Source organism: Lentilactobacillus sp. TOM.63 (genome assembly GCF_030361045.1).
GTDB classification, from domain to species: domain Bacteria; phylum Bacillota; class Bacilli; order Lactobacillales; family Lactobacillaceae; genus Lentilactobacillus; species Lentilactobacillus dabitei.
The window spans coordinates 38,067-53,716 of the sequence record NZ_JAUCAP010000011.1; the positions used below are offsets into that span (position 1 = coordinate 38,067).

14 protein-coding genes are annotated in these 15,650 nt (G+C 43.7%); 12 read left to right on the forward strand and 2 right to left on the reverse strand.

Translation table 11 applies throughout. From position 1 onward, the window contains the following. Nucleotides 1-20: 20 nt before the first annotated feature. Entirely contained in the window at nt 21-2,432 is a 2,412-nt protein-coding gene (locus QUF07_RS03605; RefSeq protein ID WP_289426809.1) for a Xaa-Pro dipeptidyl-peptidase, read from the reverse strand. Between the two features lie 305 nt (nt 2,433-2,737). Further along, entirely contained in the window at nt 2,738-3,958 is a 1,221-nt protein-coding gene (locus QUF07_RS03610; protein WP_217341451.1) for a helix-turn-helix transcriptional regulator, read from the reverse strand. Nucleotides 3,959-4,102: 144 nt separating this feature from the next. On the opposite strand from QUF07_RS03610, the gene uidA reads away from it, so the two are divergent. The 12 genes from uidA (at nt 4,103) to QUF07_RS03670 (ending at nt 15,574) form a co-directional block, all read left to right on the forward strand. After that, entirely contained in the window at nt 4,103-5,917 is a 1,815-nt protein-coding gene (gene uidA / locus QUF07_RS03615) for a beta-glucuronidase (protein ID WP_217164133.1), read from the forward strand. Between the two features lie 313 nt (nt 5,918-6,230). Continuing rightward, nucleotides 6,231-7,370: a cation:proton antiporter gene (locus QUF07_RS03620; RefSeq protein WP_289426810.1), complete on the forward strand. Its 1,140-nt coding sequence runs from the start codon at nt 6,231-6,233 to the stop codon at nt 7,368-7,370. Between the two features lie 271 nt (nt 7,371-7,641). Next, nucleotides 7,642-8,070 carry a bis(5'-nucleosyl)-tetraphosphatase gene (locus QUF07_RS03625; RefSeq protein ID WP_217164135.1) on the forward strand — a complete coding sequence of 143 codons (429 nt, stop codon included), beginning with the start codon at nt 7,642-7,644 and terminating at the stop codon, nt 8,068-8,070. Between the two features lie 3 nt (nt 8,071-8,073). Continuing rightward, nucleotides 8,074-8,643, forward strand: a complete 570-nt coding sequence (locus tag QUF07_RS03630) for a guanylate kinase (RefSeq protein WP_217164136.1) — start codon at nt 8,074-8,076, stop codon at nt 8,641-8,643. Between the two features lie 144 nt (nt 8,644-8,787). After that, complete coding sequence (locus QUF07_RS03635; RefSeq protein WP_217164137.1) at nt 8,788-9,228, forward strand: Fur family transcriptional regulator; 441 nt, start codon at nt 8,788-8,790, stop codon at nt 9,226-9,228. Between the two features lie 78 nt (nt 9,229-9,306). After that, nucleotides 9,307-9,921 (forward strand): hypothetical protein, encoded by a 615-nt coding sequence (locus tag QUF07_RS03640; RefSeq protein WP_289426811.1) that lies wholly within the window; start codon nt 9,307-9,309, stop codon nt 9,919-9,921. Then, nucleotides 9,914-10,750: a DUF6681 family protein gene (locus tag QUF07_RS03645; RefSeq protein WP_289426812.1), complete on the forward strand. Its 837-nt coding sequence runs from the start codon at nt 9,914-9,916 to the stop codon at nt 10,748-10,750. The genes QUF07_RS03640 and QUF07_RS03645 overlap by 8 nt, the downstream gene beginning before the upstream one ends. A 380-nt stretch (nt 10,751-11,130) precedes the next feature. Further along, nucleotides 11,131-11,871, forward strand: coding sequence for an amino acid ABC transporter ATP-binding protein (locus tag QUF07_RS03650; protein ID WP_289426813.1), 741 nt, complete (start codon nt 11,131-11,133; stop codon nt 11,869-11,871). 23 nt (nt 11,872-11,894) lie between these two features. Next, nucleotides 11,895-12,725 carry a transporter substrate-binding domain-containing protein gene (locus QUF07_RS03655; RefSeq protein ID WP_217164142.1) on the forward strand — a complete coding sequence of 277 codons (831 nt, stop codon included), beginning with the start codon at nt 11,895-11,897 and terminating at the stop codon, nt 12,723-12,725. Next, nucleotides 12,722-13,360, forward strand: coding sequence for an amino acid ABC transporter permease (locus QUF07_RS03660; protein WP_217341448.1), 639 nt, complete (start codon nt 12,722-12,724; stop codon nt 13,358-13,360). The genes QUF07_RS03655 and QUF07_RS03660 overlap by 4 nt, the downstream gene beginning before the upstream one ends. Before the next feature lie 15 nt (nt 13,361-13,375). Continuing rightward, nucleotides 13,376-14,086, forward strand: a complete 711-nt coding sequence (locus QUF07_RS03665; RefSeq protein WP_217341447.1) for an amino acid ABC transporter permease — start codon at nt 13,376-13,378, stop codon at nt 14,084-14,086. Nucleotides 14,087-14,266: 180 nt separating this feature from the next. Further along, a complete protein-coding gene (locus QUF07_RS03670; protein WP_289426814.1) occupies nt 14,267-15,574 on the forward strand; it encodes a leucine-rich repeat domain-containing protein in 1,308 nt (435 codons plus the stop codon). Nucleotides 15,575-15,650: the final 76 nt, after the last annotated feature.

Genomic DNA, 15,650 nt, shown 5'->3' on the forward strand with positions numbered 1-15,650 from the left:
CTTGAAAGAAACCGTTTCAACTACCGTAAGTAGGGTAGCTCAATGTTTGAAGCCGCTAAATCAATTGTGTAAGTAATATCTTGATTGCCACGAATGGTGTAATTCATGTCGGTTGCATAAATGATCAGTCCAAGTTGGTGGCCGGCCAGCAAGCGCCAGAAGGTTGGTTGGAAGGCCATCTCAAATGTATAAAGTTGCTTTGGCAGCAGCTCATCTGATCGATAATTATTAGTTCGATTTTGCATGTTCATATGAGCGTCCGTAAATTTCTTGTAAGCGGTGGCCTTTTTTTCTGGCAGAAATTCTTTCAAATCATCCTTGCGCCAATGGTAGCCAGTGAGAATTTGTTGAGCGGCCAAAACTTGGGGCACTGGCTTTAAGCGCTTGGCCTTGCCATAATCTACCAAGGTAACGCTTAATAGCCCAATGTTGGCACTGGTTGATCCACGCAGCGAAATCGTGGCTTGACCATCGACAATCAGATCTTCGCTCAAAGGTTCGGAAACCAGCTTGATGCAATGTTTGTCCATCTTGGAGTGTTCTTTGGTGAAGAGGGCCCGCTGCCACTTCTTGGTGTCTGAAATATAGTGTTTGAACAGGTCATCGTCTAGTCTGTCTGTGAAGCTGGTGTTCTCATTGAGATCGGTGAAACGTTTATCAGCCAATGAAATTTTCTCAACTTTGGCATCTCCGCCCCAATCTTGATATGGCGTCCAGGTTTCTGGTTCGGCATTATCCTGCACCAGCACGTCTGGAACGATGTCGTTGGCTTGGTTATCGACATCGAGTAATTTGTTGGTAAGCCATAAGTTAACGATATCGGTGAAATCAATTGACCGGAAATTGTTTAAATACTCGTGTTGCCCCTGATGGAGGACTAATTTTTGAGTGATTGCTTCCTTCTTTAATCGGTTCCGGAGATGATAAACGTGTGATAATTTAACATTCCAGTCATTCAGTCCGTGAACCAGCAACATATCCGCCTTGACATTGACGTTCTTTAGTAAATTTCGGTTGTCCCAGAAGGAATTATAGCTGCCGGTTTTTCGATCCTGACCGCTAGTTAACTTTTTTAACTGAGCCAGCCAAGTATCCTTGATCTTAAGATAATCAGCGGCCGTTTGTTCCCGACTAAACGTAAATTCACCAAGAACATCGGTATCTTCTCCTTGGAAACCACCGGGGGCAACCACTAAGCCGTTTTCACGATAATAATCGTAATAGTTGGAAATGCCGGCTTCAACGACGGCGGTTTTGAGACCACTAACTCCGGTCATTGCGGCAGCCGTTGCAAGCGTAGCAAGATAAGAGCGACCCGTCATTGCAACGTTGCCGTTACTCCACCAGGCGGTGATAGCAACTTGATCGTGGTGGTTGGTAAAGGCTTGGCGATCACCATGAAGCCACTCAATAATTGAAGTGGCACTGATCGTTTCATCGGGAGTCCCGGTTGTTCGTACACCGTCGGAATCTTTGGTGCCTACACCGGAAGAGTAGACAACTGCAAAGCCGCGTGCCAAGAAATAATCATTCAGTGAGTAGGTCCAAGTCTTAACGAAGGTTTCTTCGGCCACTTTCGTTGTTTCCTTGGCGGCACGCGGTGCTGGGAGATTAGAATTGTCATAGGTCACTTTGATGTCATCGTATGTAAGGGTGTTTGGTTTCTTGCGTTCGAGCGGTAGATTAACTTTGTGGGTCAAATCGTCGGCTTGCTTGTCATTGGTTCCTTGATCGTAGGGGCTTTCGGTGAAGACAATTGGCACTTTCAAACCAGCTTCAGTTTCTGCCGGGCGGATGATTTCGGCTTTTAGCAGGTCGCGTTTGCCATCGTGGTCGGTATCGAGTGGCGCCTCCACGTAAACGACTTCGTGAATGAGTTTGCTGGTATCGAATACGGCTTGCGATTTGCCATTAAAGATTAGTGGCCGTTTTAAGCCATCATCGGCAAATTGATGATAATAGCCCTGGCCGGCCAGATAGTCGATTAACGTCTGACCATACTTGGTGCGGGTGTTCAGTAATTTGTACCAGGCATCTATTACGTCGTCGCGGCTGAGCTGATCACTGACATTGGCAGTCGGTAGCTTCAATTTTTTCATTGTAGTAAAGGGATCGTTCAGGCTGAAGTCCAAGCCAACCTCAAAGCCCAGTAACTGCAAGGCAACATTATAGAAGGCATCTTTTGTCAGGGTACCTTCATTGGCAGTGTAGTCGTAGGCATTCAGATCACTGGTAGCCATGAGATTAGCAACTTTTTGAACTCGGGTGGAAAGTCCTTGCTTTTCAAGGTAAAACTTGAGCAAAAATTGGCGGAACAGCATGACGGGATCAGAAATCTTGGAAGTCCGGGATGTTAAAAAACGAACGTCGGCCAATTCCTTGATGATTTGGTCATGACTAGTGGGTACATATGCAAACTGATTGATTTTCATGTGAATACCTCCAAAAGTGAGCGTAGCAAAGCGATTAGGAACTGGAATATAAGTCTCCTTCAACAGAAATCCCTGGTTTTTAGGGATTTTTGTTGGAGGTGCTTACGTGCAGACTCCTGCTTTGCGCAGCTGTCCTAAAAACGCAGATCCAGGATACCGCCCAAAACAGCACCCCAAAACAATTGTTAAAGCCATTATACATTACTTTTCCAGCCATGATTGCCATTGATTTTCACAAAAATTTATCTCAGAAGGTGCTAACCTTCTTACAGATATTCATAAAGGGGATAACCAAACGATGACAGTTATCTTCGCCCAACCGAATTCCGATAGTCTAATGGCGTTTGCCCAACAACCCGTTTGAACACCTTTATGAAGTAGGTGACGTTGTTAAAACCGGTCATCAAAGCGATGCCAGTGACGGACGGCGTGGGTCGTTCGAGATATTTCCTAGCTTCTGAAATACGCTTTTCATTCAGATAATCGGTGATGGTCAAGCCAACCTCTGCCTTGAACTTTCGCGACAGATAAGAAGGATTCGTGCCGATTTCAGTGGCAATTTGTGCCAGTGAAATATGATGGCCCAGGTTGAGCAAAATGTAGTCTGCCGCTCGTTTGATCATGGGGCTGTACTGATTGGTTGAGACTGAATCGACGAGTGCGCAATATTCCAGTGCCATTGCAGCTGTCAATGATTTCAATCCGGAAACGGTGTTCTGCCGCTCGATCAGTAGGGCATACTTTTCGGAGATATCGTTCAGGTAAACTGGTTGAACCCCGCCACGGTGAGCGGCAATTCGGCAAAGGGTATTGTAGACAAACGAAATATTCTTGGTTGAGCGGAGCGGCTGATGGGGAATTCGGTTGGAAAACAGCTCGGTAATCCGCGCAATCGAATGTTGCTGTTGTTCAACGCCCTGTTTGTTCCCCGCCGCAATTGCATCTATGAGTTCCTGTTCTTCCAGATACCGCTTTTCAATTTGGACCTGAGATTCAGCACTGACGTCTATCAAGGTCGGTTGGTGAGGGCGGACCCGTTTATCAATAAGCTTGACTGGTTTGGGCTGAATCAGTGCGTGATTAAATAAGTTGACCAAGAGCGCGCCAATATCTGCGATTCTCGTCGACGATAGAATTAGCAGCCCTTGGTACAATTGTTCCAAACGCCGCCGTTCACTGACGGTATATGAATTGTCGATTAAGATGTCATTGACGGCCTCGCGGTTGAAGGTATTCGTGATAAAGGGGCCGACAACGACCATTCCCACCGATTGAGGCTGCTTGATTAAACCCACAATCAGGTATTCGAGCTTAGTGGCTGTTACAAAATGCAGGTAACGATTAGCGGGTTGAGCGGCCACTTGGATCACGATTTGGTGAAATTCGGTGTGGCTATGAAAGGCTTGAATGGCGTCACTATCGGTTAGGTCTAATAGTTGGTCACCGGTATGACTATAAATAGCGATATTAAGTTGGGTCGCCGAATGAAATAGCTTGGCTGATTGTTGATAATCTGGTGAAGGCAAAAGGGTCACTCCTTAAAAAAATGTTAGCGGTTCCATAAAAGTCATTATAGATCAATTTATGTAAAAATAGTAGAAGAATATGTTGGCTAATTCGGTTAATCTTTAACCAACGACACAATTCAAATTGAACGGAGGAATTCATTTATGTTATACCCAACTGCAACACCTACCCGCGCCTTACTTGATTTATCAGGCCTTTGGAAATTCATGATCGATGAAGAAGTGACCCCAATCGATGTCACCAAGCCGCTACCAACTGATGAAGTGCTGGCTGTTCCCGCTTCATTTAATGACCAGACGGCTTCTCAAAAAATTCGTGATCATTCCGGTTACTTTTGGTACGAGACCAACTTTGATATCGCCAAGCCCCTCCGTTCACAGCGACTGGTTTTGCGGTTTGGCTCCGCTACTCATGAGGCTTGGGTTTATTTAAATGGTCAAGAAATTACTCATCATAAGGGTGGCTTCACCCCGTTTGAAGTTGAAATTAATGATTATCTTCAAGATAGCAATAACCGCTTGACCGTTAAATTGAGCAACTTACTTGATTATTCGACGTTGCCAGTTGGTCATTACAGTGAATCCAAGGACGAAAATGGTCATCTGGTCCGCAAAGTTGACGAAAATTTTGACTTCTTCAACTACGCTGGCCTCCAACGCCCCGTTAAAATTTATTCAACGCCACAAGCCCACATCGATGATATCACGGTTGTCCCCGATGTTGATTTAGCAGCAAAATCAGCCAATGTTCACACAACGATTAAAGCAGCTGGTGATTTTGATGAGGTCAAAGTGACAATTCTCGATCACGCCGGTGAAGAAGTTGCGAGTGGCAAGGGCACCGACGAAGTCTTAACCATTTCTAATGTCAACTTATGGCAGCCACTGAACGCCTACCTATACACAGCCAAAGTTGACCTTATCAAAAATGGTGACGTTGAGGATACTTACTCGGAACCATTTGGTGTTCGAAAGATCGCCGTTCAAAACGGTCAATTCTTGATCAATGGCGAGCCATTCTACTTCAAAGGATTTGGTAAGCACGAGGATACTTACGTTCACGGTCGTGGCTTCAATGAACCCGTCAACGTCTTGGACATTAACCTCATGAAGGACATGGGGGCCAACTCATTTAGGACGTCTCACTATCCATACTCAGAAGAAATGATGCGTCTATGTGACCGCGAAGGAATCGTTGTGATTGACGAAACCACTGCGGTTGGGCTGATGGTCACATTTGGCTTCGACGTTTCAATGCTGGAAAGTGACGATTACGAAGATGATACTTGGAAAGAATTGAAGACTGCCGAAGCACATCAACAAGTCATTCGTGAGCTGATCGATCGTGACAAGAACCATGCATCTGTGGTGATGTGGTCGATTGCCAATGAAGCCGCAACTTTCTCCAAGGGCGCGCATGACTATTTCAAACCATTGTTCGATGAAGCCAGAGAATTAGATCCGCAAAAACGCCCATGCACTTACACCAGTATTATGATGGCTAATCCAAAGACGGATGAATGTATAGATCTGGTTGATGTGATCGCACTGAACCGGTACTATGGCTGGTACATTGGCAACGGAGATTTGAAGACGGCTGAAACGGCTACTCGCGATGAGCTGAAGGAATATCAAGCAAAATTCCCTGATAAACCAATCATGTACACGGAATACGGTGCCGACACAGTTGCTGGCCTTCACAGTAAGTACGGCGAGCCATTCTCTGAAGAATTCCAAGAAGATTATTACCGGATGTCCAGCAAAGTCTTCGATGAACTTCCAAACTTTGTTGGCGAACAGCTTTGGAACTTTGCGGACTTCCAGACCAAATTTGGCATCCAACGCGTTCAGGGGAACAAGAAGGGCATCTTCACCAGAGCCCGTGAGCCAAAGATGGTCGTCCGATATCTGAAAGATCGTTGGACAAATATTCCTGACTTTGGTTATAAAACAAAGTAATCACTTACCAATATAATATGAAGATTTTGAGAGATCACCTGCGAAAACAATGGCGGGGATCTCTTTTTCTTTGGAGACTTACGCTCTGATTGCTAACCGCCTGGATCCACTCACTGTTCTTAGGACAGCTTCTCAAAGCAGTGACTTGCACCTAAGCACCCATTGCAAAAATTCCAAAACCAGGAATTTCAGCAATAGGAGACTTAGGCTCCAGTTTCTAATCGCTATACTCCGCTCACTGTTCTCTTCAATATGGTAAACTTATTACAATTAATAAGTTACGAACCGGACAAGACAGATTGGAGGATATTGAATGGGGTTTATTGGACAAATAGCACTGATTTTGATAGCGACACTGCTTGCGGCAGCCATTAGTCAACGATTGGGGATGCCCGCAGTCATTGGGCAACTGGTTGTTGGGGTCATTTTGGGGCCGGGGGTGTTTGGTGTCCTGCAAAATACCCACCTGATGCACGCTGGTTCTGAAATTGGTGTCATCATTTTGATGTTTATTGCTGGGATTGAGAGTGATTTAGATCTGCTTAAGAAATATTTCAAGCCAGCGATTAGCGTTGCCGCGATTGGTGTCCTCTTTCCAATGATTGCGTTCTATGGTTATGGTGAGTTGATGGGACAAGGGTTTGAACGGTCGATTTTTTGGGGGGTTATTTTCGCGGCAACTTCTGTATCGATTAGCGTCGAAGTTCTCCGTGAATTCAAGAAATTGAACACCAAGGAAGGGGCGACAATCCTTGGAGCCGCGGTGGTTGACGATATTATTGCCGTCATCCTATTGAGTATTTTTGTCAGCTCATTTGGCGTGGCAGACGATAATGCCCCCAATTTGGTGGTTGCAACCATACTTCAATTGTTATATTTTTTAGGTGTGATCTTGTTGGTCAAATACGTGGCACCGATTGGGTTACGGTTCGCCGAGCGGATTCCAGTTCACGGCTCGGTAGCCATTATCTCGTTGGTATTATGTTTATCAATGGCTTGGCTCGCTGATGTGATTGGCTTGAGCTCAGTTGTTGGCGCCTTCTTCGCCGGAGTGGCCGTTTCCCAGACGAAGTTCCAAGATGAAGTTTCTAGCAGTGTTAGTTCGGTTGGTTACACATTTTTTATCCCGATTTTCTTCGTAAGCATCGGGCTGGATATGGAATTTGGTGGCGTCCTCAAGAATTTAGGCTTCATTGTCATCATGACGTTGTTGGCAATCGCCACGAAGCTATTCGGTGGGGCGCTTGGTGCAGCCATCACCAAGATGAACTGGCGGAGTGCCTTTGTCGTGGGATCCGGGATGGTTTCTCGGGGTGAAATGGCGTTGATCATTGCCCAGATTGGTCTATCTGCCAATTTAATGGCCAAAAATTTATATTCAGAAATTATTATTGTGATCGTGTTGTCGACGATCGTGGCACCATTGTTGTTGAAACGAACGTTGAAAGTCTGATGTTTGAATCGTGCTGCACAAAGCAATAACCTGCACCTAAGCACCTCAACTACAAATCCCCAAAAACGGGACTTATAGTTGAGGAGACTTAGGTTTCGGTTATTAATCGCTTTGTTTCGCACACTACTATTGAATCGTGCTGCACAAAGCAGAAGTCTGCACCTAAGTCACTTCCCCCAAAAATCCAAAACCCGGATTTATGGTGAAAGTAACTTAGGTTCCGGCTTCTAATCGCTTTGTTCCGCACACTATTATAAAAGGAGTGTCTTTGATGGTTACAGAATATGCAAGTGGCGCAGTTGTTTATGAGGTCAAAGATGGCAGTATCCGCTATCTATTGTTGCGAAGTGCGACTGATGATTTTTGGGGATTTCCCAAAGGGCACGTGGAAAAGAATGAGAATCTCATTCAAACGGCCGTCCGCGAAATTCGGGAAGAAACGAATTTGAAGACGATTATTGACACCAATTTCAAAGAAAAGTTGGAATACGATATGAAAAATGGTCACCACAAGGACGTAACCTTGTTTGTCAGCAAGGTTCACCCCGATGTGAAGGTGACCAAGCAGGATGAAGAGATTAACCAATACGGCTGGTTTAATTTCCAAGAGGCCTATGACACATTATCCTATGACAACTTGAAGCAGTTATTGAAACGGGCAAACGACTATATTTATAATAAAGAAAATATCGGAGAATAGTGGATGACAAATCGAGTTTTCGTAATTACCGGTGCGGCGGGCAGTGGCAAAACCACCGTGCGGAATTATTTACACGATAAATTTCATATGACCAAAGTGATCACCCATACCACTCGAAAACCAAGGGATGGCGAAAAGAATGGCGTCGATTACTATTTTGAAACCAAGGAATCATTCCCGAAAAATCACTACCTGGAGTCGGTTGTCTACGCCGGCAATCGCTATGGCTCGTCTTATGAAGGCCTGGAGAACGCTTGGAAGACGTCACCGTTTGCCTGCATCGTCCTGGATACGGCGGGAGCGATTACATATAAGCAAAAGCTCGGCGATCAAGCGGTGATTATCTATCTCAAGGTCGGTGACACGACAGAGCTGAAAAAACGCATGGCTTGCCGCGGCGACAATTCGGCGATGGTGGCCAAACGTATCCATAGTAAGGAATATCTTCGCGACTTGGAAATGCCTGAAGAACTGGAAGGTAAGGCCTATGAAATCGTGAACTGGGATCTTGGCAAAACTCAGCGTAAAGTTGACAAGATTGTCACTCAATATTTAATTGAACCAATGGGATAGTTGTTGCAAGGAGCTAAATGTGATAGTATGCACTTAAATAGTAATTGTTACTATAACGAAAGTGCCGATTCAAGTTTTGAGTAACCCAGTCCAAATCAACTCAAACAAGTGAATCCCACCCAACAATATCATGAGGTGAATAGAATGCCTTCAACAGTCAAAGAAGCAACGAACGTATTAAAAAGTAATCATTTAAAAATCACGAAACAACGGACAGCCATGCTTGAATTTCTATTTAACACGGCCAAAAAGAAGTACGTTGAAGTCACCAGCATCGATGACTTCATGCGCCAGACGTTCCCCAATATGAGCCACAACACAATTTATCGCAATATTTCTGAGTTTGCGGATCTGGGAATCGTTGAGCGCCAAGTCCAGGGTGACCGAGCCTCAGTTAAATTTCAATGTGATTTTGAACATGAACATCATCATCACTTTATTTGTAGCAATTGCGGCAAGGTGATTGAGCTAAAAGACTGCCCACTAAGCGAGGAAATCGTTAACCAATTGCAGGGTTGCCAAGTGACCGGCCACCTTTTCCAGATTTATGGCCTGTGTCCTGAATGCGCTCAACTTAACGAATAATTAAATAAAAATTTACCAATCGTTCAAATTAATGTGCGATAATTGGTCTACCAAATCTGAATAAGGAAGTTTTTGTGAATGGATAATAGAATTCCGCCATTAATAACACCGTTTGCGATTCTGTCAATTTCGCTCGCACTCGGAGCTACAAACGTCGTGGTTAATAAGGTAACGTCCACTAATGAAGGAACGCCTACTACCACTCAGACGACCAATCAAAAAAATACGTCAAATAAAATATTTGGTACACCTAAAAAGAAGTCGGATTCTGACGCCGAGAAGGAAAAAGCGAAGGCTAAGGAATCGTCTGAAAAAGCTGCTAAGGAATCCTCTGAAAAGAAAGCAGCCGAGGAATCCAAGAAGGCTTCTTCAGCAAAAGAAGAATCAAATAATACCGACACAACGACTGACGATACCGATACCAATCAAACGACTGGCACAAAAAATCGACAACTGGTACTACTGGTAGCAAGAGTAATACCAATAAATCAACAACAACCGGTGGCACCACTAATAAGAGTGATACTCAGACGAATAATGATGACAACACTCAGACAGGCACAACGGATAATAATGCCAACACCACAACTGGCAGTACAACCACGGGCAACACCGGTGGCAATACTGGCACAACAACTGCGGGAAATACAACCACCACGCAGGATGGTGAAGGGGGTAATCAATAATGTTTAGCTTTTTAGACATGGTCAATCATTACCTCGGTTATTTTAATATTAACGTCAAATTAAAGAGCCGCATCTACACAATCCTGGGAGCCTTTGGTGACCTTTATTTGTTTTACATTAGTTTCCGGTTCTTGGAAAATAGCTACTTGAAGCAAGGCTCGCTGATCTTGGCGGTTGCGATCATTTTGCTGTACTTCACCCTTTGTAATTTCTTCTATTATTTTACAACCAAGCAGCCGTGGTTTGACATTTCGCCCAAATTGGCTAAGTGGCTGCACATTCAAGAACATCCTCAAGAGACTCAGGTGAATTCACGGATGGGGTCGACAGTGGTGCCGGAAACGAGGCGAAGTAACATTGCCGCCAATGGGTTGTTTGATGACTCTCATCTATTACCGGCTAAGATTGAAGTCACTGCCTCAGAGCAGCAAAACATCAATCGATTAGCTGCTCAAATGGAACAGGAGGGCTTATTTACCACCGATTACGATGGCATGAGTGACCGCAAGATTTACGAGTTGCTCAAGGTCAACGATGGTAAGCCAATCTACGCAATCGGCAAAGACGTGTTAATGCCTTACTTTGAAATGCGGAAGCAGGGATTGTCAATGATCGTCTACTGCGGCATGAATCAATCTGAGATTTATCCAGTCGGCGAAATTAAGCGGGTGGGACTGCAATCGGTTCGCCCCCTTGATTTATCGGAAGTGAAACTGTACCTCGCATCCGTCACTCTGGTGGGCGGCCCCTACAAGCAGATCGGTCGCTCCGGCGTGATTGAAGCCCCCCAGGAGTACACGGTTCGGGCGTCAGTTGCGTATAAGAAACGATCGTGAATTTAATATCGTGTTTGGAATACTAATTTTGGGACTAAAATGGATTTGATCCCAAATTTCGAATGAAAACGGTCATGCATTCCGTTTCTGGAACGCATGGTCGTTTTTGCTTAAAGAGGTATAATTATACACTTATACTTATAAACAGTACCGTTATCAGTGCCGATTTGTATTTTCATAAAATATTCGATATAATTATTCAATCGATACCCGAATTTATTAATCTGAAGGTTTGCTTTTTTGGCTGTGCTACGGAATGATAACAATCAAGTAAAACTTTTGTAACAATTTTTTGACCAATGAGGATTTTTAACATAATATGGAATTAGTATCATTCTTAGGCGATTTTAATGAAGCCTAATATATTGGAGGAGAAAGACATGGCAATGATCGAATTTCAAGATGTCCAAAAGTACTATGGCGACTTTCACGCCCTCAAGGACATTAATTTAAAAATTGAAGCAGGCGAAACCGTTGTTCTGATCGGCCCTTCAGGTTCTGGAAAGTCAACCCTAATTCGGACGGTTAATGGTCTTGAACGGATTCAAGAAGGTAAATTAATTGTGAATGGCCAGGATTTGGCCGACCGTAAGACGGATATGAACAGAATTCGGAAAAACGTCGGGATGGTTTTCCAACATTTTAATTTGTATGCAAATAAGACGGTTTTGGAGAACATCATGCTGGCACCTCGGATCGTATTGCACCGACCGGAAGATGAGAACAAAAAGGTCGCATTGCAGTTATTGGATCAAGTTGGGTTACGAAGCCAGGCTAACAAGCTGCCAGCTCAATTATCAGGTGGTCAGCAACAACGAATTGCGATCGCCCGTTCACTGGCAATGAAGCCTAAGTGCCTCTTATTTGATGAACCAACCAGTGCCCTTGATCCTGAAATGATTGACGATGTTTTAAATGTTATGAAAGAGATTGCGAACGACTCAGATATGACCATGCTGGTGGTTACCCACGAAATGGGATTTGCTCGTGAAGTTGCCAACCGGGTTGTCTTTATGGATGACGGCCGCATTTTGGAAGATGATAGCAGCGATAAATTCTTTAATGGTGAGCCTACCAATGAACGGGCACGACAATTTCTTGGTAAGATTATTACCCACTAAAATTGGTATTGGAGGGTCACATCATGAAAAAGCTTTTTTCAAAGATAGGGTTATTAGTTGCCCTAACTGTGATGGTCGTGTCATTGGGAGCGTGCAGCAGTTCGGCTTCCAAGAAGAATGTGCTTAAAGACGACCAACAGACGAAGACCATTACCTGGGGTGTTAAAGCCGACACCAAGCTATTTGGATTGATGGATGTTCGGGATAATCAGATTAAGGGATTTGAAATCGATCTCGCCAAGGCCATGACCAAGCAGATCCTTGGTAAAGATGGCAAGGCGCGGTTCATTCAAGTTACCAGCCAAACACGGATGCCGTTACTTAGAAATGGTAATATTGATGCAATTATGGCGACGATGACCATTACGCCGGAACGAGCCAAGCAAGTTGATTTTTCCCGGTCATACTTTGACGCTGGGCAAGCAATTCTGGTTAAGAATGGCAGCCCAATTAAGAATGTCCGTGATTTGAATAAGAAGGGCGCCGTTGTCCTTGGCGTTGTGGGTTCCAACTCCGTTCAAAACATCGGCAAGTTTGCGCCCAAAGCTAAGGTGCTTCAGTTGTCAGATTATTCGCAAGCTTTAACTGCTCTGAAGTCTGGGCAGGGGGATGCCTTAACCACTGATAACGGGATCCTTTACGGGATGTCGATTGAAAACCCCGGTTATTCCGTTGTTGGTGGAACATTCACCAATGAACCATATGGGATTGCGGTTGATAAAGGTCAGGCACCGCTTAGGAATGCCATGAACAGTGCTTTGACCAAGGTCGAAAATTCTGGCCAATACAACAAGCTTCTTTATAAGTGGTTCCATAAAGTTAAAGGCTTTGACTTCAAGGGGGCAGAACGATGATTAGTATATTTCAAAATTATGGTGGTGCGCTCCTATATGGATTAGGGCAAACGCTCCTGTGCAGTATTATCGCCTTGGTATTTGCGTTAATCATCGGCTCAGGGTTTGCCATCCTAGAAGTTGTGCCGAACAAGTTTTTTAGAGTAATTGCTAAAATTTACATCGAAGTTTTTCGAAACATTCCATTATTGGTTATTACCATGTTCTTCTACGTGGTCATTCCGATGTATATTGTTGAAATTAGCGGCTTCGTTTCCGGAACAATTGGTTTGATCCTTTACTCATCGGCCTTTATCGCTGAAACGGTTCGTTCTGGAATCCAATCCGTTGATCCTGGTCAAATGGAAGGGGCTCGCTCAACTGGCTTGTCCTTCTGGCAATCAATGAGATACATTGTGTTGCCACAGGCGTTTAGGTACGTGATTCCCCCATTGGGCAACCAGTTTATTAACTTGGTTAAAAATTCATCAGTCCTGGCCTTTGTTGCCGGCTTTGATTTGATGTACCAAGGTAACGTAATTGCGTCCGACTCACTGCAAAGTATGAGCACTTACCTCTGCGTTGGGATATTGTACTTGATTTTGACCTTGCCGTTGAGTTATTACATGCGTTATCTTGAAAAGAAATTGGCTTAAGGGAGGAATGATCATATGTTAACGATCTTAGGTGCATATTCATGGATTAACATTCGGTTCCTTCTTGAAGGGGCCTGGGTCACGATTCTGGTTTCAGTTCTCTCGATCATCCTGAGTTACATATTTGGGCTGATTCTAGGAGTGATCCGCTACGTTCAGATCAAGTATGTTTCGGCAATCGTCGGTTTTTTGATTGATATCATTCGGAACCTGCCATTGATCCTGATCATCTTCTTTACCTACTTTGGCCTACCAAACATTGGTTTCAAGCCGGATCCAATTTGGGCGTCAGTCATTGCCATGGCGGTCTTTGAGTCGGCAATGGTGGCCGAAATTGTCCGGGCCGGAATTAATTCAATTCCAGTTGGCCAAATGGAAGGCGCCCGTTCTACTGGGATGTCTTATTGGCAGGCACTGCGATACATTATCCTGCCACAAGCGGTTAAGAATATGATCCCAGCGATTGTGAGCCAATTTATTTCGCTGGTTAAGGATACATCATTGGCGACGATCATTGTCCTGCCGGATCTGATGAACCACGCTCAGATTATTTACGGGCAAAACACCAACTACACGATCCCCATGTTCCTGGCACTTGCGGTTATGTACTTTATCGTTTGCTACTCACTGTCGCTGTTGTCACAGTATCTCGAACACCGAATTGGCTCATCCAAGAAGAAGGGTGCCGATGAGGCGGAGATTGTGGCCCAGGAAGCGCAGAGATAAATTAATTATTTATAGATATTTAAGTGAATCACATCTATTCATCCGGAGAGGATAGATGTGATTTTTATTATATGTTGACCAATTTGTAAGCGCTTTATGTTAGAATGAAATTGTTGAAGGGGTATAAGCGTATGTATTTTTTGTATAGACTATATATAAATTTTGAGGGGGAATTTTGTCATGGATAATATTGATTATCACCAAAAGGCAAAACTGCGATGGCTTTTTAAGACCATTATGGTGGCCGTGGCAACAGTCTTGTTTGGCCTATCGTTTAATCTGATGGGAGGGGGACAGCAGCGCACTCTGGCTGCTGATACTAATACTAACGCGGCACTTGATGAATTAATGCCTAACGAACGATTGCAACAGTTAGTTTTGTATAACATGAAGGATCAAGGGATCGTTGATGATGAATACACATTAAGTCAATTTACTCCAACCAGTTTTAAAGATGATCTGGGTAAAATGACTCAACTGGTTTGGCAGCCAGGTGATGATAAGTCAGATGACTATAATAATCTGGATGCTTGGAATGGCGGTAATGGGGCAATTGGTCAACCAAATCCAAATCCCGGGAATTATTCATTAAAAGGATTGGAATATTGTAAAAATTTGACCGATCTTGAACTTTCACAATCTAATTTTGATTTTGGCCATCATCTATTCAGAAATGATATTGTTGATGTTTCACCTTTAAGTGGCTTAGTTAAACTTCAAAAAATTGATCTAAGTCGTGAACGAATTACGGATATTACACCAATTAGTAAATTACCAAACGTAACTTATTTGAACATCAATTTTAATTCCATTTCAGATTTATCGTCATTAGATGCTAAACAATATACCGATGGCTTTTGGTATGAGGGGCAATCATATGTTTTACCATTCAAAAACTTACCGAGTGATTCTTATAGTTGGGTAACACCTTTTGAGGGGAAGTTACCAAAGGACGTTAACTATTTGCCAACGGAAGTTTACTCTGCTGCCCGGCAAGGGGTTGTTTTAAATTATGCTCCAGAGGACAACCCGGCTGGTCCAAATTTTCCACATACTTATCTTGAAATTTTTTACGGTGGTGCCGTGCCAACAATTAGTGGTGGTTCACTTTTGTTTAATGACTTAGCCCCACAAGCAGAGGCGACGACTGATAATCCTTGGAATAATCAAATGAAAGTTGTAAAGAACACATATAAGAACTACATGATTGCTTATTATCGACAAGGCCAAAACACAAACCCAACTTTTACGGCTTACATTCCATATGAGACCAATGTGGCCGAATCTAAATATGAGATTCAACCCGTCGATAAAAATGGTAACAACATTAGTGGCTATACGCCAACATCATTTCCTGGTACAGAGGGTGATAAGGTAAGTGTACCAACTATTTCCGGGTACACCGTTAATGATAATAAGGTTGTAGATGGGCAAATTACTTTACCCGCCGGTGATAGCAGCCAAACTACCATTATTAAAGTTATTTAGAGAGCGTAAAATATCTTGTGTAAATGCATAAAAGATTTCTGAATTGTATAGAAATAGGGAATGCCTTCCCTTATGA

What these genes read in the sequence shown, in the direction of transcription:
- QUF07_RS03605 (WP_289426809.1), bottom strand. Translation starts at nt 2,432, where the DNA reads ATGAAAATCAATCAGTTTGCATATGTACCCACTAGTCATGACCAAATC.
- uidA (WP_217164133.1), top strand. Translation starts at nt 4,103, where the DNA reads ATGTTATACCCAACTGCAACACCTACCCGCGCCTTACTTGATTTATCA.
- QUF07_RS03620 (WP_289426810.1), top strand. Translation starts at nt 6,231, where the DNA reads ATGGGGTTTATTGGACAAATAGCACTGATTTTGATAGCGACACTGCTT.
- QUF07_RS03625 (WP_217164135.1), top strand. Translation starts at nt 7,642, where the DNA reads ATGGTTACAGAATATGCAAGTGGCGCAGTTGTTTATGAGGTCAAAGAT.
- QUF07_RS03630 (WP_217164136.1), top strand. Translation starts at nt 8,074, where the DNA reads ATGACAAATCGAGTTTTCGTAATTACCGGTGCGGCGGGCAGTGGCAAA.
- QUF07_RS03635 (WP_217164137.1), top strand. Translation starts at nt 8,788, where the DNA reads ATGCCTTCAACAGTCAAAGAAGCAACGAACGTATTAAAAAGTAATCAT.
- QUF07_RS03640 (WP_289426811.1), top strand. Translation starts at nt 9,307, where the DNA reads ATGGATAATAGAATTCCGCCATTAATAACACCGTTTGCGATTCTGTCA.
- QUF07_RS03645 (WP_289426812.1), top strand. Translation starts at nt 9,914, where the DNA reads ATGTTTAGCTTTTTAGACATGGTCAATCATTACCTCGGTTATTTTAAT.
- QUF07_RS03650 (WP_289426813.1), top strand. Translation starts at nt 11,131, where the DNA reads ATGGCAATGATCGAATTTCAAGATGTCCAAAAGTACTATGGCGACTTT.
- QUF07_RS03655 (WP_217164142.1), top strand. Translation starts at nt 11,895, where the DNA reads ATGAAAAAGCTTTTTTCAAAGATAGGGTTATTAGTTGCCCTAACTGTG.
- QUF07_RS03660 (WP_217341448.1), top strand. Translation starts at nt 12,722, where the DNA reads ATGATTAGTATATTTCAAAATTATGGTGGTGCGCTCCTATATGGATTA.
- QUF07_RS03665 (WP_217341447.1), top strand. Translation starts at nt 13,376, where the DNA reads ATGTTAACGATCTTAGGTGCATATTCATGGATTAACATTCGGTTCCTT.
- QUF07_RS03670 (WP_289426814.1), top strand. Translation starts at nt 14,267, where the DNA reads ATGGATAATATTGATTATCACCAAAAGGCAAAACTGCGATGGCTTTTT.